The sequence below is a fragment of the Pseudoduganella sp. RAF53_2 genome, from assembly GCF_052113985.1.
In the GTDB taxonomy this organism is placed as follows: domain Bacteria; phylum Pseudomonadota; class Gammaproteobacteria; order Burkholderiales; family Burkholderiaceae_D; genus Rugamonas.
The window spans coordinates 1-23,877 of sequence record NZ_JBFRDW010000004.1 but is presented as its reverse complement, the minus strand read 5'-3'; the positions used below and the strand labels follow the sequence as shown (position 1 = coordinate 23,877).

The 23,877-nt window shown below is 62.3% G+C and carries 23 protein-coding genes; 10 read left to right on the top strand and 13 right to left on the bottom strand.

All coding sequences use genetic code 11. The annotated features are described in order from the left end of the window. Positions 1 to 411 (top strand): GFA family protein, encoded by a 411-nt coding sequence (locus tag AB4Z11_RS00620; protein WP_442021873.1) that lies wholly within the window; start codon positions 1 to 3, stop codon positions 409 to 411. 187 nt (positions 412 to 598) lie between these two features. On the opposite strand, the gene AB4Z11_RS00615 is transcribed toward AB4Z11_RS00620, so the two are convergent. The 4 genes from AB4Z11_RS00615 to AB4Z11_RS00600 are packed head-to-tail and all read right to left on the bottom strand — an operon-like array spanning position 599 to position 3,537. Further along, on the bottom strand, positions 599 to 1,882 hold the full coding sequence (locus AB4Z11_RS00615; RefSeq protein WP_442021871.1) for an RNA polymerase sigma factor: 1,284 nt from the start codon (positions 1,880 to 1,882) through the stop codon (positions 599 to 601). Then, positions 1,879 to 2,568, bottom strand: a complete 690-nt coding sequence (locus AB4Z11_RS00610; RefSeq protein ID WP_442021869.1) for a YciI family protein — start codon at positions 2,566 to 2,568, stop codon at positions 1,879 to 1,881. Before AB4Z11_RS00610 ends, AB4Z11_RS00615 begins: the two co-directional genes overlap by 4 nt. Positions 2,569 to 2,613: 45 nt before the next feature. Then, a complete protein-coding gene (locus AB4Z11_RS00605) occupies positions 2,614 to 3,045 on the bottom strand; it encodes a YciI family protein (protein ID WP_442021867.1) in 432 nt (143 codons plus the stop codon). Between the two features lie 9 nt (positions 3,046 to 3,054). Then, positions 3,055 to 3,537 (bottom strand): VOC family protein, encoded by a 483-nt coding sequence (locus AB4Z11_RS00600; protein ID WP_442021865.1) that lies wholly within the window; start codon positions 3,535 to 3,537, stop codon positions 3,055 to 3,057. Positions 3,538 to 3,677: 140 nt separating this feature from the next. Here AB4Z11_RS00600 and AB4Z11_RS00595 point away from each other — a divergent pair, with 140 nt between their 5' ends. After that, positions 3,678 to 4,844, top strand: a complete 1,167-nt coding sequence (locus tag AB4Z11_RS00595; protein WP_442021863.1) for an aldose epimerase family protein — start codon at positions 3,678 to 3,680, stop codon at positions 4,842 to 4,844. A gap of 66 nt (positions 4,845 to 4,910) precedes the next feature. Here the strand turns inward: AB4Z11_RS00595 and AB4Z11_RS00590 are convergent, their stop codons facing one another. Then, on the bottom strand, positions 4,911 to 5,717 hold the full coding sequence (locus AB4Z11_RS00590) for an NAD-dependent epimerase/dehydratase family protein (protein ID WP_442021861.1): 807 nt from the start codon (positions 5,715 to 5,717) through the stop codon (positions 4,911 to 4,913). 113 nt (positions 5,718 to 5,830) lie between these two features. Here AB4Z11_RS00590 and AB4Z11_RS00585 point away from each other — a divergent pair, with 113 nt between their 5' ends. The 3 genes from AB4Z11_RS00585 (at position 5,831) to AB4Z11_RS00575 (ending at position 9,125) form a co-directional block, all read left to right on the top strand. Continuing rightward, positions 5,831 to 6,823, top strand: coding sequence for a LacI family DNA-binding transcriptional regulator (locus tag AB4Z11_RS00585; RefSeq protein ID WP_442021859.1), 993 nt, complete (start codon positions 5,831 to 5,833; stop codon positions 6,821 to 6,823). A 74-nt stretch (positions 6,824 to 6,897) separates the two neighbouring features. Further along, the gene (locus AB4Z11_RS00580) at positions 6,898 to 8,745 is read left to right on the top strand and encodes a hypothetical protein (RefSeq protein WP_442021857.1); all 1,848 of its coding nucleotides are present in this window, start codon (positions 6,898 to 6,900) and stop codon (positions 8,743 to 8,745) included. After that, entirely contained in the window at positions 8,745 to 9,125 is a 381-nt protein-coding gene (locus AB4Z11_RS00575; protein WP_442021855.1) for a 5-carboxymethyl-2-hydroxymuconate isomerase, read from the top strand. Before AB4Z11_RS00580 ends, AB4Z11_RS00575 begins: the two co-directional genes overlap by 1 nt. Here the strand turns inward: AB4Z11_RS00575 and AB4Z11_RS00570 are convergent. From AB4Z11_RS00570 to ompR, 3 genes are all read right to left on the bottom strand, one after another. Next, entirely contained in the window at positions 9,101 to 10,075 is a 975-nt protein-coding gene (locus tag AB4Z11_RS00570) for a cysteine synthase A (protein WP_442021853.1), read from the bottom strand. The genes AB4Z11_RS00575 and AB4Z11_RS00570 overlap by 25 nt on opposite strands. A 29-nt stretch (positions 10,076 to 10,104) precedes the next feature. Next, positions 10,105 to 11,454 carry an ATP-binding protein gene (locus AB4Z11_RS00565; protein WP_442021850.1) on the bottom strand — a complete coding sequence of 450 codons (1,350 nt, stop codon included), beginning with the start codon at positions 11,452 to 11,454 and terminating at the stop codon, positions 10,105 to 10,107. A 62-nt stretch (positions 11,455 to 11,516) separates the two neighbouring features. Further along, on the bottom strand, positions 11,517 to 12,284 hold the full coding sequence (gene ompR, locus AB4Z11_RS00560; protein ID WP_442021848.1) for an osmolarity response regulator transcription factor OmpR: 768 nt from the start codon (positions 12,282 to 12,284) through the stop codon (positions 11,517 to 11,519). A gap of 190 nt (positions 12,285 to 12,474) precedes the next feature. Here ompR and AB4Z11_RS00555 point away from each other — a divergent pair, with 190 nt between their 5' ends. The 3 genes from AB4Z11_RS00555 (at position 12,475) to AB4Z11_RS00545 (ending at position 16,691) form a co-directional block, all read left to right on the top strand. Beyond that, the gene (locus tag AB4Z11_RS00555) at positions 12,475 to 12,831 is read left to right on the top strand and encodes a hypothetical protein (RefSeq protein ID WP_442021846.1); all 357 of its coding nucleotides are present in this window, start codon (positions 12,475 to 12,477) and stop codon (positions 12,829 to 12,831) included. Positions 12,832 to 12,937: 106 nt separating this feature from the next. Next, positions 12,938 to 14,800: a flagellar assembly protein A gene (locus AB4Z11_RS00550; protein WP_442021844.1), complete on the top strand. Its 1,863-nt coding sequence runs from the start codon at positions 12,938 to 12,940 to the stop codon at positions 14,798 to 14,800. Between the two features lie 19 nt (positions 14,801 to 14,819). Beyond that, positions 14,820 to 16,691, top strand: coding sequence for a flagellar assembly protein A (locus tag AB4Z11_RS00545; RefSeq protein ID WP_442021842.1), 1,872 nt, complete (start codon positions 14,820 to 14,822; stop codon positions 16,689 to 16,691). Here AB4Z11_RS00545 and AB4Z11_RS00540 read toward each other — a convergent pair. Next, a complete protein-coding gene (locus AB4Z11_RS00540; protein ID WP_442021840.1) occupies positions 16,684 to 17,640 on the bottom strand; it encodes an HDOD domain-containing protein in 957 nt (318 codons plus the stop codon). The genes AB4Z11_RS00545 and AB4Z11_RS00540 overlap by 8 nt on opposite strands. Before the next feature lie 239 nt (positions 17,641 to 17,879). On the opposite strand from AB4Z11_RS00540, the gene AB4Z11_RS00535 reads away from it, so the two are divergent. Next, positions 17,880 to 18,368: a chemotaxis protein CheW gene (locus tag AB4Z11_RS00535; protein ID WP_442021838.1), complete on the top strand. Its 489-nt coding sequence runs from the start codon at positions 17,880 to 17,882 to the stop codon at positions 18,366 to 18,368. A 29-nt stretch (positions 18,369 to 18,397) separates the two neighbouring features. Here the strand turns inward: AB4Z11_RS00535 and AB4Z11_RS00530 are convergent, their stop codons facing one another. The 4 genes from AB4Z11_RS00530 to AB4Z11_RS00515 all read right to left on the bottom strand — a co-directional run bounded on the left by AB4Z11_RS00530 (position 18,398) and on the right by AB4Z11_RS00515 (position 22,867). Continuing rightward, positions 18,398 to 20,407, bottom strand: coding sequence for an ATP-binding cassette domain-containing protein (locus AB4Z11_RS00530; protein WP_442021836.1), 2,010 nt, complete (start codon positions 20,405 to 20,407; stop codon positions 18,398 to 18,400). A gap of 74 nt (positions 20,408 to 20,481) precedes the next feature. Beyond that, positions 20,482 to 21,372: a 50S ribosomal protein L3 N(5)-glutamine methyltransferase gene (gene prmB, locus AB4Z11_RS00525; protein WP_442021834.1), complete on the bottom strand. Its 891-nt coding sequence runs from the start codon at positions 21,370 to 21,372 to the stop codon at positions 20,482 to 20,484. Between the two features lie 8 nt (positions 21,373 to 21,380). After that, positions 21,381 to 22,511, bottom strand: a complete 1,131-nt coding sequence (gene dapE / locus AB4Z11_RS00520; RefSeq protein WP_442021832.1) for a succinyl-diaminopimelate desuccinylase — start codon at positions 22,509 to 22,511, stop codon at positions 21,381 to 21,383. Between the two features lie 5 nt (positions 22,512 to 22,516). Then, positions 22,517 to 22,867: an ArsC family reductase gene (locus AB4Z11_RS00515; protein WP_442021830.1), complete on the bottom strand. Its 351-nt coding sequence runs from the start codon at positions 22,865 to 22,867 to the stop codon at positions 22,517 to 22,519. A 246-nt stretch (positions 22,868 to 23,113) separates the two neighbouring features. On the opposite strand from AB4Z11_RS00515, the gene AB4Z11_RS00510 reads away from it, so the two are divergent. Further along, the coding region (locus tag AB4Z11_RS00510) for a matrixin family metalloprotease (RefSeq protein WP_442021828.1) at positions 23,114 to 23,877 on the top strand (764 nt) is incomplete at its 3' end.

The window sequence follows — 23,877 nt, the reverse complement described above, 5'->3', positions numbered from 1 at the left end:
ATGTACAGGGGCGGCTGTTTGTGCGGGGCGGTGCGCTATGAAGTGGAAGGCCCGGCCTTCCACAGCACCTTGTGTCATTGCTCAATGTGCCGCCGCGCGGCCGGTGCGCCGGCCGTGGCGTGGTTCAGCGTGCGGCGCTCGGGCTTGCGCTTTGCTGGCGCGCCGGCGTCCTACCAGTCCAGTCCCGGCGTGACGCGGCAGTTCTGTTCGCGCTGCGGCACCCAGCTGACCTTTTCCGACGCCCGCACGCCGGRGGATGTCGACATCACCACCTCCAGCCTGGACGATCCGGAGCAGCTGCCGCCGGAGGATCACACCTTCTCCGAGAACCGTCTGCACTGGATGCAAATGGACGACCAGCTCCCGCGCTACCTGCGCACGCGCGCCGACGGGTCGCTGGAAAGCGCCTGAGAACCCACGGCGTGAATCTGGTGGCAGGCACTCCGTGYCAGCCACCCCTCCCGCGCCGCCGAACAGGTGGTTGGCACGGAGTGCCTGCACCCAGCCTGCGCCGCCGATCAGGTGGTTGGCACGGAGTGCCTGCACCCAGCCTGCGCCGCCGATCAGGTGGCTGGCACGGAGTGCCAGCCACCTGGGCTTACCGGTTTTGCGGGCGGGCCAGCGGCGTGCACGCGGCGGCGCGCGCCATCAGCAGCCCGCGCTCGCGCGCATTCTGCGTCAATTCCGCTGCCCGTTCAAATTCCGTACGCGCTTCGGTCAGCCGTCCCAGTTTGAACAGAAAATCGCCGCGTACGCTGGGCAGCAGGTGATAATTCTTCAGCGCCGGCTCATCGAGCAAGGTATCCGCCAACTCCAGCCCCACCGCCGGCCCGAAAGCCATGGACAGCGCCACCGCGCGGTTCAAATCCACCACCGGAGACGGCTGCAGCGCCGCCAGTCCATCGTACAAAGCTGCGATGCGTTCCCAATTGGTGTCTTCCGCCTTGCGCGCCCGTGCGTGGCAGGCCGCGATGGCTGCCTGCAGCGCATAAGGACCAAGTCCGCGCTCCAGCCGTTCGGCGCGGTCCAGCGCTGCCAGGCCGCGGCGGATCAGCAGCTGATCCCAGCGCGCACGGTCCTGCTCCAGCAAGAGCACGGGATTGCCCTGTGCGTCCGTGCGTGCCCGCGCGCGTGAGGACTGGATTTCCATCAGCGCCACCAGGCCATGCACCTCCGGTTCTCCCGGCGCCAGTTCAGCCAGGATACGTCCCAGGCGCAGCGCTTCCTCGCACAGGGCAGGGCGCATCCAGTCCGCGCCCGCGCTGGCCGAGTAGCCCTCGTTGTAGATCAGATAAAGCACCTGCAGCACGGCTGCCAGACGCTCGACCAGTTCCTGACCGCGTGGCACCTCGAACGGCACCTTCGCCTCGGTCAGCGTGCGCTTGGCGCGCACGATGCGCTGCGCGACCGTCGGCTCGGCCACGAAGAAGGCGCGCGCGATTTCGTCCGTGGTCAGGCCGCCCAGCAGGCGCAGGGTCAGCGCCACACGCGCTTCCATCGACAGCACGGGGTGGCAGGAAATGAAGATCAGGCGCAGCAGGTCATCGCCGATATTGTCGTCCAGCGTGCGCTCCAGATCGGGCGCGGCGTCCTGCAGCAGGCCTTCGATTTCGTAGGTGAGTTCGGGCTCCTTGTCGTGCTTGAGCTTTTGGTGGCGCAGATAGTCGAGGGCCTTGTTCTTCCCGGCCGTCATCAGCCAGGCGGCGGGACGGTCCGGCGTGCCTTGCTCGGGCCAGGTTTCGAGTGCGCTGACGAGAGCCTCCTGCGCCATCTCCTCGGCCAGACCCACGTCGCGCAGCATGCGCGTCAGGACCGCGATGATCTTGGCCGACTCGATGCGCCAGACGGCCTCGATCGCGCGGTGGGTGGCGTCCGCCTTCACAGTGCTACTTTGCGCAGCTCGACTTCCATCGTGCCGACATTCGGGTATGGATAATTCCTGACCCAGGCAATCGCGTCGTCCAGCGCAGGCACGTCGATCAGCCAATAGCCGGCGATGAGTTCCTTGATTTCGGTGAAGGGACCGTCCACGATCTGCGGTTTGCCGCCGTTGATTTTCACGCGCGAGCCTTTGGCGGTGGATTTCAGGCCTTCGCCCGAAATCGCGGTGCCGGCCTCAATCGCGGCGCGGTTGGCGCGGTTCATGATGTCGATCACTTCCGCCGGTGGCGCCAGGTCGGCTTCATTCACTTCATCGGAACGCAGCAGGATGGCAAAACCGGATTTCTTCGGTTTTTCGCCGGTGTCGAAACCGACGCAGCCGCCGGGGCAGCCGGCTTCACGCACTTCCAGCACGGCTTCACCTTCCGCGTCGGCCGTCGGCCACAGGCTGGCGTGGGCTTCGGCGGAGGCACGGTTGGGCGCCTCAACGAAAGTGAAGCCTGCCACGGCCACGTCGTCAAACGGACCTTCGCTGAAGCTCCATTCGCCATCGGTGCGCTTCATGCGCACGGCGCTGGCGCTGTGCTGCAGCCATTTGGCACCGGGAACGGCGGCTTTCAGTTCGGGGGAGGGGAAGTCCGGGGATTCCGACGTGTCGTCGGCACGGCGCAAGATCATGTATTGCATGGCTAATCCTTTAAAGGAAGGCGGACCTTCCGGCCCGCCGACACATTAATGGCGCTGCTGCTCGGCCGCCTTAGCCATGATGCGTTGTTCCTGCTCACGTAGCTCAGGCGTAAATTCGGCACCGAAATCCTCGGCCTCAAACACCTGGCGGATTTCGATGTCGCTGTCGCTCTCCATCGGATTGGGGCAGCGCTTGACCCATTCGATGGCTTCCGCCAGAGACTTTACCTGAATCAGCCAGAAGCCCGCAATCAACTCTTTGGTTTCAGAGAAGGGACCATCGACCACGGTGCGCTTGTTGCCGGAGAAGTGCACCCGCACACCGCGCGAGGACGGGTGCAGGCCTTCGCCCGCCAACAGCACGCCGGCATTGACCAGTTCTTCGTTGTACTTGCCCATGGCGGCCAGCAACTCCGTGCTCGGCATCTTGCCGGCCTCGGACTCCGGCGAGGCTTTCACGATGATCATGAATCGCATGTCGGCACCTTATTTCTGCTGTTCCGGCGCGCAGCCCGGGGTCTGCTTCTTCATTTCTTCCTGCATCTGTTCAGGTGTCATGTCGCGGGTGTGGGTGGCGATGGACCAGTTGTGGCCAAACGGATCGACCAGCTGGCCGTAGCGGTCGCCCCAGAACATGTCGGCAACCGGCATGCGGACGGTGGCGCCGGCGTTGATGGCCTGCTGGAAGGTGGCGTCCACGTCAGGTACGTAGAGGTGCAGGGTGACTGGCGAACCTTTCAGATGTTTTGGGCCGAAGCCGCCGTAGTCGGGGAAGTCGTCGGCCAGCATCAGGGTYGAGTCGCCAATCTTCACGGCGGCGTGCATCAGCTTGCCGCCGGGGCCGGGCATACGGGCGGTTTCGACGGCGTTGAAGGCCTTTTTGTAGAACTCGATCGCTTCAGCAGCGCCCTCGCAGACGATGTGTGGGGTCAGGGAATGCATGCCTTCAGGGATGGGTTTCACGCTCATGTTGATCTCCGTTGAGTTGAGGAAAGGGACGCCTCTTTTTTACGGCATCCATATTCCCACGACGAACGGTCAAACGCCAGATCGACACGACTAGTGAAAATATTTTTGCGTTATGCTCATACGGTTGTACGATGACGTGCATGACGACAACCTCCATTTCTGCCGCCATTGCGGCAACAGCCGCGGCAGCCGCTCTGGCTGCCAGTTCCGCCGCCGCGTCCGGCATCCGCGCTGAGCCTTATGGCGTGACGCCGRCCGGCGCTGCGGTTGAGCGTGTGACCTTGTCCAACGACCGCGGCATGCAGCTCAGCTTCATCGATTATGGCGCGATTCTGGTGTCAGCCACGGTGGCCGATCGCCATGGCAAGCGCGCCAATATCATGCTCGGCGCGCCGGACCTGGCGACCTATATGCGCTCCAACCGCCGCTACGGCGCCGTGATTGGCCGTTACGCGGGCCGCATCGGCAATGCGCAATTCACGCTGGATGGCAAGGCTTACCAGCTCACGCCGAACAGCAAGGGCGTGGCCATCCACGGCGATCCGAACGGCATCGACCGGCGCGTGTGGGCGCGCACGGATTTCGCGGACAGCGAGTCCATTGGCTCGACRTATCGGCTGGTCAGCCCGGATGGCGATCAGGGAATGCCGGGACGAATGGAGTTGGCGGTGACGTATCGGTTGCTGCGGCATCGTGACGAGTTCCGCATCGAATACTTAGCGCGCAGCGATGCGCCGACGGTCGTGAATCTGACCAATCACGCTTACTTCAATCTGGCTGGGGCGGGTGCGCAGGGATTGGCGTCGCACCGCTTCCGGATCGATGCGGACCGCTATATCGCTGCCGACGGCAAAAAGCTGCCGACCGGCGAGTTGCCCAGCGTGGCGGGCACGCCGCTCGATTTCCGCCGGCCAGCCAGCGCGGCCGCGCGCCTGGCCGAGGCTGCGGCATCAGCGGGTACTGGCCAGGGCGGCTTGCTGGGAACGCCGCCGGGCTACGACCACGGGCTGGTGTTTAACAAACCCGCAGGCGCGCTGGCGCGTGTGGCGGTGATCGATGAATCGACGAGTGGACGCCGGATGGAGGTCAGCACGACCGAGCCGTCCGCCCAGCTCTACACGGCCAATAGCTTCGATGGCAGCGAAATGGGCGGGGAGGGCAGGGCGTATGAACGCTACGACGGCTTCGCGTTCGAGACGCAGCACTTTGCGGACAGTCCGAATAAGCCGCAGTTCCCATCGACCGTGCTGCGGCCCGGTCAGGAGTTCCGCTCGGTGACGGTGTTCCGTTTCGGGCTGGCGCCGTAAACCAACGGCGCAAAGGCAGGTGCCTGCCACGATGTGGCAGGCACCAGGTTCACGCCTCGGGTTTTCTTAGTCGTACATCGGGCCTGCCGTGACGAAGGGGCCGCCTTGGAAGATTGAGGTTAAATCGTCCGGCGCAGGGCGCTCGGCGTTGTCCGGGAAGCGGTCCGCGAACTCGGACGAACTGCGCTTCGGCTTGTAGCCCAGGTGCGAAGCCTTGCGGTTATCCCACCAGCGCGTAGCATTGTCCGAAGTGCCAAAGGTGATGGTGTGTCCCACGCGTGGCGTGAACAGGGCGCAGCGCAGCAGTTCCACCAGATCGTCGTACGCCAGATAAGTGGTCATCATGCGCTGATTGCGCGGTTCCGGGAAAGAGGAACCGATGCGCAGGCAAACCGTTTCGATGCCGAAGCGGTCGTAGTAATAGCGCGACAGCGCCTCGCCGAAGCATTTGCTGATGCCATAGAAACCGTCCGGACGCAGCGGCATGTCGGCGTCGACCAGCTGCGTGTTGGGATAGAAGCCCACCGTGTGGCTGGAGCTGGCGTAGATCACGCGCTTCACGCCCGCCTTGTACACCGCCTCATACAGATAGTGCAGGCCGAGGATATTGGCCTGCATGATGGGCTCGAACTTATCCTCCACCGAGATGCCGCCGAAATGCAGCACGGCGTCCACGCCTTCGACCATGGCCAGTACGGCATCGCGGTCGGCCAGATTGCATTGGACGATCTCCTCGCCTTCGTGCGCCGGACCGAGGTCGGCCAGATCGTTCAGGCGTACCACGTCGGCCCAGGGCTTGATGCGCTCGCGCAGGACTTTGCCAAGGCCGCCGGCGGCGCCGGTCAGCAGCAATCGTTTGAAGGGTTTGCTCATGTGGTTTTTCCGTGGTAAGTTAAACGTTTAACCGCAGTATATCGGAAATTTTTGCTGAGTCAATCGCCTTATCTGCATGGTAAGATCGGGTCCCCGATCAAACGATAATAAAAATGAAGAAAACCGTTTCCACGATCCGCGACGTTGCTGCCGCTGCAGGGGTATCCACCGCCACTGTGTCCAAGTTCATCAACGGCACGCAGCGCTTCTCGCCGGCGGTGGAAGCCAAAATCCAGCACGCGATCACGGAACTGGGCTACCGCTCGAATCCGATGGCGCAGTCCATGATCACGGGGAAGACCAAGGCGATCGGCCTGGCCGTGCTGGATATCGCCAACCCGCACTTCTCCAGTGTGGTGAAAGGCGCCAACCGCATCGCGCAAGCCCACGGCTACACGTTGCTGCTGGTGGATGCGGAAGAAAATCCGGGCCGCGAGCGCCAACTGCTGGAAGCGCTGAGCCGCCGTGTGGACGGCATGATCATCTTCACGCGTTTGCAGGAAAGCGAGATGGATTGGCTGGTCAAGCTCAATCATCCGCTGGTCATATTCGGCAAACTGGAACATCTGCAGCTGCCTACCGTCGCCAGCGACGACTTCCGTGGCGGCTACATGGCAGCGCGCCACCTGATTACACAAGGCCACAAACGCTTTGCCTACATGGGTTTCCCCAAATCTCGCCGTAATGCGGAGCGCATGGGCGGTGTGCGCGATTGCCTGCGCGCGCATGGCCTGGAGCTGGCCGAACACGAAGCGGCAGCGCCGTCGGCGGGAGAGGGCGAGCGCCTGTGCTCCTCGATCATGCTGGGTGCCGAGCATCCCGATGCGCTGATCTGCTACAACGACTTGATGGCGCTGGGCTTCATGAAGGCCGCGCAGACACTGGGCTTCCGTCTGCCGGCCGAYATCTCGGTGGCGGGCTTCGACAATATCCAGTACGGTAACTACACCTCGCCGGCGCTGACTTCCGTCGACCTGCAAAGCGAGCGTATGGGCATGGCGGCCATGGAGAAGGTCCTCGCCATTATCGATGGCAAAGACGTCGACCGCTATACCGTCATCGACCCGCAGCTGGTGCTGCGCGCATCGACCACTTYCCGCAACTGAGTCAAAACGCTTTACCTTCCTCCAAAATTCTTTTACTATCAAGTTAAACGTTTAACTACGAGCGTAAAAACACGATGAAAATTGGAGACAACAAGCCGCTGGCCGCGATCGTGATCGCATTGGCCTGCGCAGGCGCTCAGGCGCAGACGCAAATCCAGCCGATGAACCGCATCGTGCAGGACAACGCCTACAGCCAGCTGGGCTACTTCTTCGACCGTCTGGTGCAGGAGAAGGACGGCCTGGTGATCGATGGCTATGCACCGTTCAAGAGCGGCGACAAATTCCTGCCCGGGAAGATCGCCGCGGGCCTGGGTTATGTGCTGCTCAATACACCGAAGGATGATCCGCGCCTGGCCCAGCGTCTGGCCGATTACCGCGCTATCGCCGATCTCACCGTCGGCATGGACAATCACACCTGGGGCATCTACTACTACCTCGGTGCGCTGTACCGCCTGAAGCAGGCGGGCTTGCAGGAGCAGGCGGTCAGCCCGGAAACGCTGGCGAAGCTGCGCGAGAAACTGGACTGGCGCCATTTCGTGCGCGTGCCGCAGTGGGAACTGATCGACCTGCCCACGAATTATTTCGGCGTCGCCTTCAGCATCGCGCGACTGCGCATGCTGCTGGGCTGGGAAGACGATAGTGCGTCCAAGGTCCTGCTGGACAAGATGCTCAAGCACTATGCTACATACTCGGGCCAGTATGGCTTCAGCGATGAGACGCCGGGCGAAGGCCGCTTCGACCGCTACAGCATCTTGCTGATCGCCGAGATCTGTGAGCGCTACGTCGAAACGGGCCTGGAAGTGACGCCGGAGCTGAAGGCGCTGCTGCGCAAAGCCGCCACGCTGGCGCTGAACGTCGCCAACGCGGACGGGCAGGGCTTCAGTTTCGGCCGCAGCTTGGGGCCGTATGGCGAGACGGCGATGCTGGAAATTCTCTCGATCTCCGCTTATCTCGGTGTGCTGACGCCGGAAGAGAAGGACTACGCGTACACCATCTCTTCGCGCATTGCCCAGCGCTATATGGAGTTCTGGTACAACCCACAGCTGCGTTCCGTCGATATGTGGAATCAGGGCCGCCGCACCGATGGCTACCGCGGCAAGCACCGCATCCTGGGCGAGAACTTCTCGCTGCTGCATCAGCTGATCTTCACCAATGAGCAGTGGAATATGGCGGGCATGAAGGACAAGGCACCGCGTCAGGATCTGCAAGCCTGGCTGGAGCGCACGCGTCCCCGCTTCAGTCTGACCACCTATGCGAAGGACGAGTACGACCGCGCACTGGCCGTGTATCGCGACAAGAGCCATGTATTCAGCCTGTCCATGATCAACGGCGGCGCCAGCCAGCATGCCAACAGCCCTTACTATCCGCTGCCGTTCTCGCCGCGTATCGTGTCCGGCATCGCCGACAGCGGCGCGGCGCATCCGCAGCTGTTGCCGAAGTTTACGCTGGCCGATGGCGCCGAACTGCTGCCAACCGCGTGGATCAAGGACATTCAGACCGCGCAGAAAGGCCAGCAATATATCGTCAGCTATCATCAGGATGAACTGGATAAGCTGGGCAAGAACGCGCCGCAGAAGGATGGCCGTATCAAGCTGCAAACGGAATACGTGCTGGAGCCGGGCCGCATCGTGCGCAAGGATACCTACACGCCGCAGGGCGAGCAGCAGGTGAAGCGGGTTTCGCTGGAATTTGGCTCTTTCTCGTCGGCCCCGACGGTGCACGGCAATGTGGTGCGGTTCGGCGAAGGCGAAGTGGAGGAATTCAGCGTCGATGGCCTGCAGGAATGCAGCGTGGCGCCAACCACCGCCGACGACAAGTGGAAAGCGCCATACGGCCCGATGAAATCCGTCGTCAGCTGCAGCACCGGCAGCTTCACCATGAACAAGCCGCTGACGATCACCTGGACGATGCGCTACCACTGATGCCACACCTGAAACTCGAGTACAGCGCCAACCTGGAAGCGCATAGCGATATGCCGGCGCTGTGCGCCGCTCTGGGGCGCGCGCTGACGCAGATGCAGGATGGCGACGGGCAGCCCGTATTTCCGCTGCTCGGCACGCGGGTGCTTGCCTATCCTGCCGCGCACTATGCGGTGGCGGACGGCGCGCCGGAACGTGCCTTTCTGTACCTGAACTTGCGCATCACGCCGGGCCGCAGCGGCGAATTGCTGGACCGCGTGGGCGAGGCGCTGATGGACGTGGTGCATGCGCATTGCACGCCGCTGGCAGGTGTCCTGGCGCTGCGCACCACGCTGCACATCGACGAAGGCCGTCCTGTCTACGAAGGCAAGAGATTCTTCTGACGCAGCCAGTCCTGGTTGAACAGGCGGGCGGCGTAGATGCTGCCACGGTCGCACAGCAAGGTGACGATGGTGTGGCCCGGCCCCAGCTGGTGCGCCAGCTCCACGGCGGCAGCCACGTTGATGCCGCTGCTGCCGCCGACATACAGCCCTTCTTCGCGCAGCAGGCGATACACCATGTTCACGCAAGTCTGGTCATCGATGCGCAGCGCGTCGTCGATTGGCGTGCCTTCCAGGTTCGCAGTGACGCGGCTGTTGCCGATGCCCTCCGTAATTGAGCTGCCTTCGCTGGCCAGCTGGCCCGTCTTCAGATAGCTATACAGCGCACTGCCGAAAGGATCGGCAAGCACGATGCGCACGCGCGGCTTCTGTTCCTTCAGATAGCGCGCCACACCGGCCAGCGTGCCGCCGGTGCCCACGGCGCAAGTGAAGGCGTCGATATGGCCGCCGGTGTCGCGCCAGATTTCGGGGCCGGTCGTGGTGTAGTGCGCGTGGCGATTCGCCGTGTTGTCGAACTGCCGGGCCCAGATGGCGCTGGGCAGCTCTTCAGCGACGCGGCTGGCCACCTTCTGGTAATTGTTGGGATTCGCGTAGGGCACAGCGGGAACGGCGCGCACTTCCGCGCCGAGGGTGCGCAGCAGGTCCATCTTTTCCTGCGACTGCGTTTCGGGGATCACGATCACACAGCGGTAGCCGCGCGCCGCGCACAGATGGGCGAGCCCGATGCCGGTGTTGCCTGCCGTGCCTTCGACGACGGTGCCGCCGGGCCGCAGCGAGCCGTCCGCTTCCGCCGCCTGCAGGATGGCGAGGGCGGCGCGGTCCTTGACTGAACCGCCGGGGTTGAGGAATTCCGCCTTGCCCAGAATATTGCAGCCCGTTTCCTCGGACAGTCTGGACAAGCGGATGAGTGGCGTATTGCCGATTGCTTCAGCGAAGCCGTGGCGGATGTTCATAGCGCACCTCCGCCTTCCACTCTAGCACTTCAGGCGCTGGCGGGCAGGGTAATCCTGAATTGGAGGCCGCCGCCTTCGCGGTTCGCCAGATGCAGCTCGGCGCCGTGGCGCTGCAGCACGCGGTCGACAATGGCCAGGCCCAGGCCCGCGCCGTTGGCCTGGCTGCGTGAAGTGTCGAGGCGGGTGAAAGGCTTCAGCAACTGGCCGATCTGCTCTTCAGGTACACCGTTGCCATGGTCCTGCACTTCGAGGATGACGCGCTTGGCAGTGTGCATGCCCTTGGTCGAGCATTTGATGTCCAGTTCCGCCACGTCGGTGCCCGGCGTTTTGCCGTAGCGGCGGGCGTTTTCGATCAGGTTGTTGATCACGCGCTTGAGGTCTGTCGCATTGCCGCGGATGTGGCAGCGTTCGGAAATGTCGGCGTTAATTTTCACATCCTGCAGGCGGCTCGCTTCGTGCACGGTTTCCTGCAGCAGTTCCCCCATGTCCACGTTGATGAAGCTCGATTCCTCGGTCGGCTTCGCGTAGTCGAGGAACTGGGCGATGATGGCGTCCATCTGCGCGATATCGGACTGCATGCCTTCACGCGCTTCGGTCGTCAGGTGCGCCATTTCCACTTCCAGCTGCATGCGCGCCAGCGGGGTGCGCAAGTCGTGCGAGATGCCGGCCAGGATTACCGCGCGGTCGGATTCGACCTGCTGCAGATCGTCGACCATCTGGTTGAAGCTGCGGTTGGCCTGGCGGATTTCCTGCGGACCTTCTTCCGGCAGCGGATCGGGATGGCGGCCTTGTGCAATCTCGCTGGCAGCGGCGGTCAGGCGTTTCAGCGGCAGGTTGATCAGGCTGGAAATCAGCGCCGCACCAAGCAGCGACACCAGCGACACCACGCCGGCCCAGCCCAGCCACTGCACCGGGCCTTGCAGGCGCTCGCGTTCCAGCATCAGCCAGTAGCGGTCGGAATCGATCTTGAAGCTGACCCAGAAACCGGGTACGCCATTCACTTCCGCGGAGAAGCGCGTGTCCGCGCCCAGCTTGGCCTGCACGATGGCGGCGATATCGGGCATGAGGCCATTATCGGGCGGCGGATCGACTTCGTCCGAGTCCTCCATCGGGAACACACGGATACCTTCGTTGGACACCAGCTCGAACAGCAGTTCGCGCCGCAGATCGGGCGCGGAGTGGGTCAGGGCGGCACGCGTGATGGTGACCACCGAGATCACCTGTGCCGCCGTCTGCTGCGCCTGCGGCTCGCGCTGGACGAGCGAAATCATGCCCACCCAGGCGGACATACTCAGCGTGGTCAACACGCTGAGCAACAGGAAGGTACGCCAGAACAGACCGCTGCGGAACCAGTTCAGGCGGGAGAGGCGGGAAGTCATCGAATGTGATCCGGGCGATGATCCGCGTCGTAGGGCGGATCATCGATCCGCCGCTGCATGCATCAACGCGGCTGGCCCTCCGGGATGAACACATAGCCCAGGCCCCACACCGTCTGGATATACAGCGGGCTGGATGGATCGGGTTCGATCAGCTTGCGCAGGCGCGAGATCTGCACGTCCAGGCTGCGGTCGAAGACTTCGTATTCGCGGCCGCGCGCCAGTTCCATCAGCTTCTCGCGCGACAGCGGCTGGCGTGCATGGCGGGCGAACACTTTGAGCACGGAGAATTCGCCGGTGGTCAGCGGCACGGTTTCGCCGTTCTTCTTCAGCGTACGGGTGCCCAGGTCCAGCACGAACTGGCCGAACTCGAAGGTTTGCGGGGTCTCGGATGGCGCACCCGGAATTTCGTCCGGCTGCTTGCGGCGCAGGACGGCGCCGATGCGGGCCACCAGTTCACGCGGATTGAATGGCTTGGGCAGGTAATCGTCCGCGCCCATTTCCAGGCCGACGATGCGGTCCACGTCTTCGCCCTTGGCGGTCAGCATGATGATCGGGGTCTGATCGCCGGCGCCACGCAGACGGCGGCAGATGGACAGGCCATCCTCGCCAGGCAGCATCAGGTCCAGCACCAGCAGATCGTATCGTTCGCGCAGCCACAGCTTGTTCATGGCGGTGGCGCTTTCGGCGGTGACGACATTGAAGCCTTGTTCGGTCAGGTAGCGGCGCAGCAGGTCACGCAGGCGCACGTCGTCATCGACCACCATGATCTTGGCATGGCCATGTGGATTGGCCGGTGCAGTGTTGCCAGAGTCGGTTGAATTATTGGTCATAAGGCTATCGCATTTGTCAAAAACTATGTCGCTATGGTAACGTCTTAACGCCCCGTGTAGTACCCCTGCACGTAGGCATTACAGATTGTTACAAACTTTACCCTGTGTCTCTTACAGTCATAGGGAAAGCCGCATACACTGCGGTCATAGAAGTAAAGCTTATACCAGAAGGCAGATGCGAGGAACGGCAATGAAACAAGCAAGCAAACCGATGGCAGGCAAGGCAGGTGTCGTAGCCGTGTCCGTCGCCGTCTGCTGCTCGCTGCTTGCATCGTCTGCTTATGCCGCTGGCGACCCTCCCAATAATCCTCCGCCCAAAAAAGAAGGCCGCGGCCGCGATTTCCGCGACAGCCGCTGGGGCGATGCGCGCGACCCGCGTTCGTTCGAATCCCGCGCCGAAGAACAGCGGCGTATCATGGAAGAGAACAGTAACAACGCCGAAATGAACCGCCGCATGGGCCGCATGACGCCCGACGAACGCCGCGACCTGCGCCGCCAGATCAACGAGGCCGGGCAGGAAGTGTATGCTCTGCCGCACAAACGTTAAACGCGTTGAAGGAAATTTAACCAGTTTCTGATGTTTTGCGTGTAATATTGATTGCTCGCAAGACATCACTTCGCCATGGGCGCAAGATTCGGAGCTGGAGGTTTCTTTGTCGCAAGACGGCCTACAATTTGAGGGCATCGTTAGCCGGGATGATGGCGTCTATCTGGACGCCCGCCTGGCCGCACCCACTTTGCTGGTCGCCATCGATCGTCTGTTCGCCTCGGGCCAGCTGCTGGCCGGATTGAACTACCCCATATTCTGTAAGGTGCTCTTTGGCGTGGGGCCTGATTTGCCGCCGCATCCGGAGATGCTGGCGCGGGTCGCCGACAAGATGCTGGCCTTCGATCCTCAACGCAAAGCGCTGTACCGTCCCGTCAAACTGGTGGACGATGTGGCCGAGTATTTCTTCGAGCCGCAGTTCCTGGAAGCGGAAGAATTGTCGGACGGGACCCTGCTGCCGGAGCGTCCGGTGAGCCTGGATTTTGACGAATTCGTGGCCGATTTGTGGGGCAAGGGCATCCGTTTTGGCATCCAGGAGGCCTCGGTCAGGGCCGCAATGGCCGCTCCGCGTGGCGAACGAACAACAGCTGCGCGGCGTCTTGAACCGTCGCCGGCGGCCGACGCGATCGTGGTGGAAGTGTCGCGCGACCTCCATCGCAGCAACGCGCCGCGCGAACGGGCCGATGGCCGCGTCGACCTTACCAGCTTCCAGAATCGCTTCCCGCAAATTAAGAATGGCCAGCGCCTGCTGCAAAAACTGCCCGGCACACCGGGCGAGCTGGGACGCGAGATGTCCGGCGCGCCGATTCAGCCCAATCAGCCGGCGGACGTGAATTTCGGCTTCTTTGCCGGTCCCGGGACGGTCATCGTGCGCGAGCTGGATGGCGAATTCCTGGTGGCGAACCAGGATGGCTTCCTGAATGTCGATACCAAGAGCGGCCAGATCTCGGTCAGCGCCAAGATCGTCAGCCGCGAAGGCGTCAGCGGCCGCACCACCGGCAACCTGGAATTGATGGGCGCCTTCGAAGAATTCGGCGACGTGCAGGAGCTGCGCGACGTGAATGGCAGCGACATCACGGTGCATGGCGATGTATTCGGTAATATCAAATCCAGCGGCGGCGCCGTGGTCCTGGGCCGCAATCTGGTGGGCGGCAGCGTCGTCAACGCCAGGGGCACGGTGCGCATTGCGGGCGTGGCTTCAGGTGCGACCATTCAGTGCCTGGACGGCGAAGTGCACATCGATGGACGTGCTGAAAGCTGCGTCATTTCGGGCAAGAAGATCGTGGTGGAAGAAGCCTCCAACTGCGAGATATTCGGCGACGAAGTGGAAATGATGCTGGCTGTGGGCTGCGCCGTGTCCGGCCGCAAGATCGTCATCGAAAGCGCGGGGCCACGCAAGAACAGCGAAATGTTCGTCTACGTGCAGGTGAAGGACGTCAGCGGCTACGATAAGGAACTGGCTGTGCTGGCCGAACAGGACACCAGTCTGGGTGCGGAACTGGCTAAACTGAAGGCGGAGCAGGAAGCGCTGAATGCTCAGCCGCAGGTGCGCAGCTATCTTGAACTGGCGGACCGTCTGCGCAAGGGCGAACTGCAACTGACGCCGACCCAGGTACCACAGCTGAAGAAATTGGCGGCCGCAGTGGCGCCTCAGGTCAAGCTGGTGGGCCAGCTGACGCAGGCGATCAAAGCGGCCGAAATACGGCTGGAACAGGCGGCCGTACGCCGCGGCGAGCTGGAAGCGCTGAAGCGTGATGCGGCTGCGCGTTCGTCCTGCACGGTAAAACTGGTCGACGGTGAAGTCCAGGTGCGCACCATTCCGCTCAGCGATGCGGCGGCGGCGGCCTATGATTTGCCCGCCAAGGATTACAAGGCCATGCTGCGCGGGCCGCGCGTGGACAGCGAAACCCTGTTCACCGGCGATACCGGCATGGTGAACTGGCATGGAGCCTCGGGTGGCGGGGCCTGATTGCGAGCGGGGGAGACAAGTGTCTGATGACGCCGTAGATAGCGGTCAATTCGCCGGCGAGCTGCCTTCCGCACTCGTCAAGCGGGGCGACGGCGTCTATTTCAAAGCCGATGCGCCGGCCCCTCTATTGCAGGCCGCCGTGAATCAGGTGTTTTTGTCCAGCGCTTACTTCAGCGGGCTGGATTACGGCGTGTTCCTGCGCGCGCTGTACGATGCCGGTCCCGAACTTCCGGACGGCATCAAGGGCCAGCCGCTGCTGCGCTTTGCCGACGACATCCAGCCTTTCGAACCATCCCACCGCGACTACTACCGCGCCGTGCGCATCGTTAATGGCGAGGCCGAATACTATTTCGAGCCTGTGTACATCGAGGTGGAAGGCCAGGCGCAGCAGCAGGCGCAGCTCGACTTTGGCGAGTTTGTGGCGGATATGTGGGTCAAGGGCATCCGCTTCGGCATCGATGCGCCGGTGGTCAAGGAGGCCATCGCCAGCGGCAAGCCGGTGCGCATCGTGGTGGCGCGCAAGCTGCCGCCGACGCCGGGCCGCGATGCGCAGATTGTCGAAGTCTCGGAAGATATTCGCCGCTCCAACGCGCCGCGCATGCTGGCCAATGGGCGCTTCGATATGATCTCGTTCCAGAACCGCTTCCCGCAAGTGAAGGCCAATGTGCGCCTGCTGAAGAAGGAGCCGCGCACGGCGGGGCTGCGCGGCTATGAGCTGTCGGGCATCGTGCTGGAGCCGCCGGTCGCCCGCGATCTGGAAATGACGATGGTGGCGGGAACTGGCACGGTGGTTGAGCATATCGATGGCGAGGACTATCTGGTGTCCGCCGTTGAGGGCTTCATCAACGTCGACAGCGCCAGCAAGCGCATATCGATCGGTCCCAAGATCGTCAGCCGCGAAGGCGTCAGCGTGCGCACCACGGGCAATCTGCAGCTGAAGGGCGAGTACGAGGAATTCGGCGACGTGCAGGAGCAGCGCGTGGTCGAAGGCCTGAACATCACCGTGCACGGCGACGTGTTCGGCAATATCAGCTCGCGCGGCGGCACCATCGTCTTGAACCGCAACCTGATGGGCGGCACGGCGGTCAGCGCCAACGGCAGCATCCACGTGAAAGGCGTGGCCTCCGGCGCCACCATTCAGACCAAGAGCGGCGAAGTGGTGCTGAACAAGGCGCAGAACTGCGTCATCACGGGCACGCGCGTGGTCATTACGGTGGCTTCGAACTGCGAAATCATGGCGGACGAAGTGCTGATCCGCGTGGCGGAAGGCTGCGCCGTTGCGGCACGCAAGGTCGAGATCGAGAACGCGGGACCGCGCAAGCAGGCCGAGATGCTGGTGCACGTGCTGGTACCCGACACGCACAAATACGACCAGAAGATTCAGGAGTGCGAACAGAAGGCTGCGCAGTATGCGGGCCAGGCCGAAAAGCGCCAGGCGGAAATCGACTCCATTACCGGTGCACCCGACGTGCGCAATTACCTGACGCTGGCCAGCAAGCTGCGCAAGCAGGAAGTGTCGCTGACGCCGGAGCAGCTGCCGCTGTTCCAGAAGATGGCGGTGCAGGTTGGTCCTTCGCTGCGCCAGGTCGGCAAGCTGTCGCTGGCGGTGAAGGAGGCGCAGGTACAGCAGAAGCAGTCCGAGGACCAGGCCGCGCAAGTGAAGCAGCAGAAGCTGAGCGTGATCGGCACCGCACGCTGCACCATTCGTCATGTGACCGGCGAGATGGTTGTGCGCAAAATGATCTTCAATCCGGACCTTGGCCCGGCCTATCACTACACGCCAAAAGAAGTGAAGGCCAAATTACGCGCCACGGCTCCGTCAGGCGCGCCTTTGTTCAGCGGCTCCTTCGGGGAACTGGACTGGAGCGCGACCGCGGAAGACCTTAGCTGATCGCGTTCAGCGCCGCGTAGCAGGGCATGGCGCCCAGCGGCAAGCGGTCGAACAAGTTGCCCTTGCCCTCACTGATTGCGCCATATTCGGCCAGCAGCTTGATCTTGCCGAGGTAATCGCCCAGGGCCAGAACGCGTCCCATTCGGGACAGATGCACGTCCCGCTTCATTGAACCCTGTTCGCGAATAGCCTGCACCAGCGTGGGCGGGAAGCGCCATTCTTCCGCAATGCCTGCGGAGATGTCACGGCCAAGACTCATGAGCCGCGTGCAGAACATGGTGCTGCCCAGCGAGCGCTTATCGCCCGCCACCTGGTCCATCAGCCGCAGCGCCGTTTGCAGGCCGGCGTTTTGCACCAGTCCAGTCAGGAAGGCTTCGAAGGGATCGGCATTGAATTCCGGGGCCAGCATGCGGCAGGCGAGGGCAGAGCGTTCCGACTGGTCCCAGATGCGCGGCGCCAGCGACTTGGTGTAGTAGCCGGAGTTCAGGTCGATGATGGGACGGAAGGCGACGGTTGTGATCAGTTGGCGCAAGCCTTCCTGTCCGATCACGATGACCGCGTGTTCCACGCTGCCGATCTGGCTCGTCATATCGCCCGACTGCCTGATCGCGCTATTGGCGAGCCGGATTACGGCCGACACCAGCACCAGATCGCTGGAAATCTTGCGGGCGATTTCAGCACCGGCGAAGTTCTCGCTGCGCAGGCTTTGCAGCAGTTGCGGAATCAGACCGGGCATACGGCGCAGCATATCCGCAGCGGAGCGGCCGGATTGCGCGGCTGCGCCTAGAGCTTGCAATACTTTAGTTTCCGTTTCATTCAGATCAAGACGATCCGCCTGGCTCTGAACGAAAAGCCAGTTGTTGAATGCGGTGTTGACGAAGTCGCGCTGCTCGAAATCGGGGCCGCCATCAACGGCGGGCGGCAGTGGCGCGGCTGCAGCTGCGGGCACTGCAGGGGCGGAAGGCGCAGCTGGCGTAACGGGCGGCGGGGCGGCGGATGYCCGTGCAGGGCCTGAAGCGGGACGGACAAGCAAGCGCCTAAGCCACTCGTACWTGAATGCGGTACTCCTTTGATAGTTTTAGTTTTCGGCAATTGTAGCCCAGAAGGCAATCCTTGAGGACGCTCAACGTGCTTGCTGTTGCTTAACGGTACGATGGCACAGCCACATGCTGCAAAGAAAGGATCATCATGCGACGGACAAAGCCAGAATGCGCGCCGGTTGTGGACACCGAGCTGCGCCAGTATCTGTCGTTTCGCCTGGGCGGCCTGGAATATGCGCTGGACTATAGCCGCGTGCGTGAGCTGCGGCCATTGAAATCGCTGGAGCGCGTGGCGTCCGGTGGCGAGATCGTACAGGGCGTGGCGCTGGCGCATGGCGTCATCATGCCGATCGTGGACATGCGCATTGCGTTCGGCCCGCGTCTGCCGCAGCATGATCCACGTACCGACGTGATCATTCTCAAGCTGTCGACTTGCGTGATGGGGATGGTGACGGATGGCGTGAGCGACATCGTCACGCTGTCGCCATGGCAGATCCATCCCTTCCAGAGCGTCGGAAAGGACGTGGACTATCTGCTGGGGATTGGCGAATTGGGCGAGCGGCGCCTGATCGTGCTGGACATCGACAAGCTGATGGCGATCAAGAGCGCCAGTATCTGGAAAGTACCCGCCGCGTAGGGCGGATCATCGATCCGCCGTGCGTACCGTTACGCGGCCAATGCTTCCAGCTGTTCCTGCAACTCCAGCCACTCGCCCTCAAGTGCTTCCAGCTCCTTCGTGCAGTCGACCTGGTCTGCCAGCAGCGTCTTGAGCTTCGGCTTGTTCTCGGCCTCATAAATGGCGGGATCGGCCAGCGCCGTATCAATGTCCGCCTTCTGCGCGCTGCGCCTGGACATCTGCTCCTCGACCTTCTTGAGGCGATTCTCCAGTGGCTTGCGCTGGGCGGACATGCGTTGGCGCTGTTCCGCTTCCAGCCGTTTCTGTTCCTTGCGCTCGGCTGCCGACATCGGCGCAATCTCGTCCGCGACGCCTGCCGCGCTGCCCACCGCATTGTTCGCTGCCGCGCCGCCTGTATTGCCAGCGCTGCCGCCGGCTGGCGTCGCGCCTGGCGCCGGTTTGGCCAGCTTGGTCTGGAGCAGCCAGTCCTTGTAATCATCCAGGTCGCCGTCAAACTCGCGCAAGCGTCCGTTCTCGACGATGATGAATTGTTCGGTGGTCGCACGCAGCAGGTGACGATCGTGGGATACAACCACCAGCGTGCCCTCGAACTGGGCCAGCGCATCGGTCAGCGCCTCGCGTGTTTCCAGGTCCAGGTGGTTGGTCGGTTCGTCCAGCAGCAGCAGATTAGGGCGCTGCCATACGATCAGGGCTAGTGCCAGACGGGCCTTTTCGCCGCCGGAGAATGGCGCGATCTTGCTGGTCACCATATCGCCCGGGAAGTTGAAGCTGCCCAGGAAGTTGCGCAGCTCCTGCTCGCGCGTGGTCGGCGCCAGCTTCTGCAAATGCCACAGGGGCGATTCGTCGTGACGCAGCATCTCCACCTGGTGCTGGGCGAAGTAGCCGATGATCAGGCCCTTGCCGGTGGTGGACTTGCCTTCCAGCGGCTGCAGATCGCCAGCGATGGTCTTAATCAGCGTGGACTTGCCCGCGCCGTTCACGCCCAGCAGGCCGATACGCTGGCCGGTCTGCAGCGAGAAGTTGATGCCGCGAACAATCAGCTTGTTACCCTGATCGGTGTGATAGCCCGCGTTGACGTCTTCCATCACCAGCAGCGGATTCGGCGCCGAGACGGGATCGCGGAATTCAAACGAGAACTCGGCGGCAGCGCGCAGCGGCGCCAGTTCTTCCATCTTCGCCAGCTGCTTCATGCGGCTTTGCGCCTGACGCGCCTTGGTAGCCTTGGCCTTGAAGCGGTCGATGAAGGACTGCAGGTGGGCACGGGCGCGCTGCTGCTTTTCGATGGAGGCCTGCTGCAGCACCAGGTGCGCCGCGCGCTGGCGCTCGAAGGCGGAGTAGTTGCCGGAGTAGCGTTTCAGCTTGCGGTCGTCGATATGCACGACCACGTTCACGATCTCGTCGAGGAAATCGCGGTCGTGGGAAATGATGATCAGCGTGCCGGGATAGCGTTTCAGCCAGTCTTCCAGCCAGATGATGGCGTCCAGATCCAGGTGGTTGGTCGGTTCGTCCAGCAGCAGCAGGTCGGACGGCGACATCAGCGCCTGCGCCAGATTGAGGCGCATACGCCAGCCACCGGAGAAAGAAGCCACCGGCTGCTGCATCTGCTCCAGCGTGAAGCCAAGGCCCAGCAGCAGCTGTTCGCCGCGCGACTGCACGGTGTAGGCGTCGGCATCGGCCAGCGCAGTGTGGACGTGGGCGATGGCGATACCGTTGTCGTGCGATTCCGGCAGCGCTTCGAGACGCACCAGCTCCGCCTGCAGTTCGCGCAGATGCACGTCGCCGTCGATGGCGTAATCCAGCGCGGCGCGGGGCAGGGGCGGCGTTTCCTGCGCGACGTAAGCCATGCGCCATTTGGCAGGGAAGTCGATACTGCCCTGATCCGGATGCAGCTCGTCGCGCAGCATGGCGAACAGGCTGGATTTGCCGGCACCGTTGGCGCCGATCAGGCCGATCTTGTCGCCCGGGTTCAGGGTCAGGTCAGCGCCTTCCAGCAGCGGCTTCAGGCCGCGCATCAGGCTTACGTTCGTAAATCGAATCATAGGTCTATTTAGAACCAACAGCGTGAAGCAGGTGGCTGCCACGGCGTGGCAGCCACCAGGGTTACGCTTCGGGTTTACAGTTTCAATTGGTCAGCGGTCAGCAGAAACACCATATCGTCACCCTGGCTGGTGGTCAGCCAGGTCAGACCGAGGTGGCCAAAAGCCGCTTCCGCGAATTCCTTCTCATTGCCGATTTCAACGATCAGCAGGCCATCTTCCGTCAGGCGCTCGGCGGCACCAGCAACAATCTTGCGCACCAGATCCATGCCATCCGTGCCGCCGTCGAGGGCGATCTGCGGCTCGTGCAGGTACTCCTGCGGCAGCTTCTTCATCGAACCCGAATTCACGTAAGGCGGATTGGTGATGATCAGGTCATACTTCTTACCTGCCGGGACGTTGGCATACAGGTCCGATTGAATCAGCGACACGCGGTCCTGCAGCTCATAAGTGTTCACATTGCGCTGCGCAACTTCCAGTGCGCCGGACGAAATGTCAACCGCATCAACGGCAGCATCAGGGAAAGCATCGGCCATCATGATCGCCAGGCAGCCGGAACCCGTGCACAGTTCCAGAATATTCGACACGCCTTCAGGCTCATTCACCCACGGCGCGAAGTAATTCGGGATCAATTCCGCGATGTAGGAGCGCGGTACGATGGTGCGCTCGTCCACGTAGAAGTTATAGGTGCCCAGCCAGGCTTCGTTGGTGATGTAGGCAGCCGGCACGCGCTCGGTGGCGCGGCGCTCGATCACGGACAGCACTTGCTGCACTTCCTCCGGCTGCAGGCGCGCATCGAGGAAGGGTTCCAGCTTATCCAGCGGGAGCTTCAGCGTGTGCAAAATCAGGTAGGCCGCTTCATCGAAGGCTTCGGCGCTGCCGTGGCCGAAGAACAGCTTGGCCGTGTTGAAACGGGTGACGGCGTGGCGCAGCAGATCGCGCGGCGTGGTGTACATGGTAGCGTCCATTATTTTTCTCAGCGCAGGAGGTTTTCGAGGGTGCGGCGGTAGATGTTCTTCAGCGGATCGACAAAGCGCACTTCAACGTGTTCGTCGATCTTGTGGATGCTCGCATTCGGGGGGCCGAATTCTATCACCTGGGGGCAGATCTGGGCGATGAAGCGGCCGTCGGACGTTCCGCCGGTGGTGGACAGTTCAGTGTCCACGCCGGTTTCTTCCTTGATCGCTTCGCAGATCGCCTTGCTCAGCGTGCCGCGCGGGGTCAGGAAGGGCAGGCCGCTCAAAGTCCAATCCAGATCGTATTCGAGGCCGTGCTTGTCGAGGATCGCGTGCACGCGCTCGCGCAGGCTCTCGTGCGTGCTGGCGGTGGAGAAGCGGAAGTTGAAGTCGATATGCAGCTCGCCTGGAATCACATTGTTCGCGCCGGTGCCGGCCTGGATATTCGACATCTGCCACGAAGTCGGCAGATAGTATTCATTGCCTTCGTCCCAGACTTCCGCCACCAGGTCGGCCAGCGCTGGCGCGGCGACATGGATGGGATTCTTTGCCAGTTGCGGGTAAGCGATATGGCCCTGCACGCCCTTGATGGTCAGCTTGCCGGACAGGCTGCCACGGCGGCCGTTCTTGATCATGTCGCCCAGGGTTTGCGAGGAGGTTGGTTCGCCGACAATGCAGTAGTCCAGCGTTTCGCCGCGTTCCTTCAGCTGATTGCAGACGACCACGGTGCCATCAGTGGCGGGGCCTTCTTCGTCGCTGGTGATCAGGAAGGCGATCGAGCCTTTGTGGTTCGGGTTCTGCGCGATGAACTCTTCGCAGGCAACGACCATGGCGGCGATGGACGTCTTCATATCCGCCGCGCCGCGTCCATACAGCTTGCCGTCGCGGACCACCGGCAGGAAAGGCTGCGAAGACCATTTCTCCACCGGGCCGGTGGGCACCACGTCCGTGTGTCCCGCAAAGACCAGCACCGGGCTTTCGGTGCCCTTGCGCGCCCACAGATTCGTGACTTCGCCGGATACGATGGTCTCGCACTTGAAGCCCAGCGGCTGYAGCAGGGAGATCAGCTGGTCCTGGCAGCCCTTGTCTTCCGGCGTGACGGATTCACGCCCGATCAGTTTTTCAGTGAGCAGGAGAGTACGCGATTCCATGATGCTCACAGGCCGAAGATCTGGCGGTATTGCGCGTCAGAGAAGCCGACATGGCTGCCGTCCGTACGCTGCAGCACGGGGCGTTTGATCACGGACGGATTCTCCAGCATCAGCGCGATGGCGCTGTCGGCGTCCACGATCTGCGCCTTGCGCTCATCGGACAGCGCGCGCCAGGTCGTGCCCTTCCTGTTCACCAGCGTTTCCCACTCCACCGACTTCAGCCAGTGCTTCACCTGCTCGGCCGTCAGCCCCTGCTTCTTGAAATCGTGGAAGTTGAAGTCCTGCTGCTGGTCCGCCAGCCAGGTGCGTGCCTTCTTGACGGTGTCGCAGTTGGGAATGCCGTAGAGAGTAATCATTGGGAAAATGTCATCAGATGCATGGCCGCCCTGCGGCCGAAGGACGACATTATATCCCGCCGTACCCTGTGACTTATATCGGCCGTCAGTGGAAAGCCGTGCAAGAGTTACAAACCCTATTTCTGGGGAAATAATTAACAATTTCCATAGGAGTGCACACTGACCCGCGCACGATTGAATTTACAGTTGACCTGAACGGATGGGCTAGGAATACTGAGTGTTCGATTCACTTAGTTATTGCAAGCCATGGCAACCGTCTCGCAAGTTACAAGCACCACTCTTTCTGGTCTCAATTACATCGACTCCCTGCTGGGCAATCTACCGAACTGGAATTACCTCACTCCCGGCACCAACACGATTTACTACACCTTCTCGACCAGTGCCAATCTGGAATCGGGCAACTCGGCCATCCTGAGCAAGCCGGTCGCCTTCAGCGCGTCGCAGCAGGTGAATACCCGCACGGCGATGGCTTATGTGGCCAAGCTGACCGGCATCAACTTCGTCGAGACTGCCGATGCGACCAAGGCGCAGGTGCATTTCGCCGATGCGAATATCAGCGGCTCGAACACCACGGGTCAGGACAGTTCGCACTATGGCTATTCCTACACCAGCGGCAGTGTGGTGACCAAGTTCACGGCGTCGTCCTATGTTTATCTGGACAACGCGGAGTGGGCGGGCATGAACGCCAACCTCACGCCAGGCACGCAGGGTTACGAGACGCTGCTGCACGAAATCGGCCACATGCTGGGCCTGAAGCACTCGTTTGAAGGCTCGATCAAGCTGCCGAGCACTGTAGACAACACGGCGCACACGCTGATGTCCTACACCCATTCCGGCGGCGTGCACTCCACCTTCAGCGAGTACGACGTCGCGGCACTGAAATGGCTGTACGGCGGTGATGGGCTGGCAGGTTCGCTGGGCGTGAACTCCACCACCGGTGCGCGCTATCTGGCGGGCACCAGCCTGGCCGATACCCTGACCGGCACCGCAGCCAACGACAAGCTGGAAGG

Excerpts from the sequence above, each read along its gene's own strand:
- prmB (WP_442021834.1), bottom strand. The coding sequence starts at position 21,372 with ATGGACGCTACCATGTACACCACGCCGCGCGATCTGCTGCGCCACGCC.
- AB4Z11_RS00565 (WP_442021850.1), bottom strand. The coding sequence starts at position 11,454 with ATGACTTCCCGCCTCTCCCGCCTGAACTGGTTCCGCAGCGGTCTGTTC.
- AB4Z11_RS00530 (WP_442021836.1), bottom strand. The coding sequence starts at position 20,407 with ATGATTCGATTTACGAACGTAAGCCTGATGCGCGGCCTGAAGCCGCTG.
- AB4Z11_RS00610 (WP_442021869.1), bottom strand. The coding sequence starts at position 2,568 with ATGCAATACATGATCTTGCGCCGTGCCGACGACACGTCGGAATCCCCG.
- AB4Z11_RS00575 (WP_442021855.1), top strand. The coding sequence starts at position 8,745 with ATGCCACACCTGAAACTCGAGTACAGCGCCAACCTGGAAGCGCATAGC.
- AB4Z11_RS00590 (WP_442021861.1), bottom strand. The coding sequence starts at position 5,717 with ATGAGCAAACCCTTCAAACGATTGCTGCTGACCGGCGCCGCCGGCGGC.
- AB4Z11_RS00580 (WP_442021857.1), top strand. The coding sequence starts at position 6,898 with ATGAAAATTGGAGACAACAAGCCGCTGGCCGCGATCGTGATCGCATTG.
- AB4Z11_RS00555 (WP_442021846.1), top strand. The coding sequence starts at position 12,475 with ATGAAACAAGCAAGCAAACCGATGGCAGGCAAGGCAGGTGTCGTAGCC.
- AB4Z11_RS00605 (WP_442021867.1), bottom strand. The coding sequence starts at position 3,045 with ATGCGATTCATGATCATCGTGAAAGCCTCGCCGGAGTCCGAGGCCGGC.
- ompR (WP_442021848.1), bottom strand. The coding sequence starts at position 12,284 with ATGACCAATAATTCAACCGACTCTGGCAACACTGCACCGGCCAATCCA.
- AB4Z11_RS00535 (WP_442021838.1), top strand. The coding sequence starts at position 17,880 with ATGCGACGGACAAAGCCAGAATGCGCGCCGGTTGTGGACACCGAGCTG.
- AB4Z11_RS00570 (WP_442021853.1), bottom strand. The coding sequence starts at position 10,075 with ATGAACATCCGCCACGGCTTCGCTGAAGCAATCGGCAATACGCCACTC.
- AB4Z11_RS00515 (WP_442021830.1), bottom strand. The coding sequence starts at position 22,867 with ATGATTACTCTCTACGGCATTCCCAACTGCGACACCGTCAAGAAGGCA.